2 rRNA genes are annotated in these 639 nt (G+C 60.7%); both read right to left on the reverse strand.

From position 1 onward, the window contains the following. Positions 1-91 (reverse strand): 23S ribosomal RNA (locus tag ACH34Q_RS46970); the annotation flags it as partial. A gap of 433 nt (positions 92-524) precedes the next feature. Beyond that, positions 525-639 (reverse strand): 16S ribosomal RNA (locus tag ACH34Q_RS46975); the annotation flags it as partial.

Below are 639 nucleotides of genomic sequence, written 5' to 3' on the forward strand. Positions count from 1 at the left end.
TGCCGACTCCCCGAGGCATATCGCAGGCTCCCACGTCCTTCATCGGCTCCTGATGCCAAGGCATCCACCGTGTGCCCTTAAAAACTTGAACACACAAAGCGATCAACAAATTTGCAACAGAGAACAAAACCCGAAGGTCTTGCTCAGAGATGCTCGCGTCCACTGTGCAGTTCTCAAAAAACAACCGGAACCACCAGCCCCACCACCCGCGAAGGCGCAGGGAACCGGTCCCGCAATCCATGAAGAAACACCCCAGCCCCCAACCACACACCAACGTGTGCTCGTGGGGGCTGAAGGGTCCGTTTCCTCAGGACCCAACAGCGTGTCCAAACCCCCGCCCACCCGACACCCGCGTTCCCCACCCCCCGAAGGAGGCGGTACTAACCGGGCCGCATGAACAGCAGCTTGAGTAGCCAGTGCTCCACATCTATGAGCAGCCACCTGACGGACATACGCCGTCAACGGCGGCCACCGACCACACCACCCCTGCAAGAGAGGTCACCGTGGCCAGCTGTGCTCCTTAGAAAGGAGGTGATCCAGCCGCACCTTCCGGTACGGCTACCTTGTTACGACTTCGTCCCAATCGCCGGCCCCACCTTCGACCGCTCCCCCCACACAAGGTGGTTGGGCCACGGGCTT

This window comes from Actinomadura sp. 9N407 (genome assembly GCF_044326315.1).
GTDB lineage: Bacteria > Actinomycetota > Actinomycetes > Streptosporangiales > Streptosporangiaceae > Spirillospora.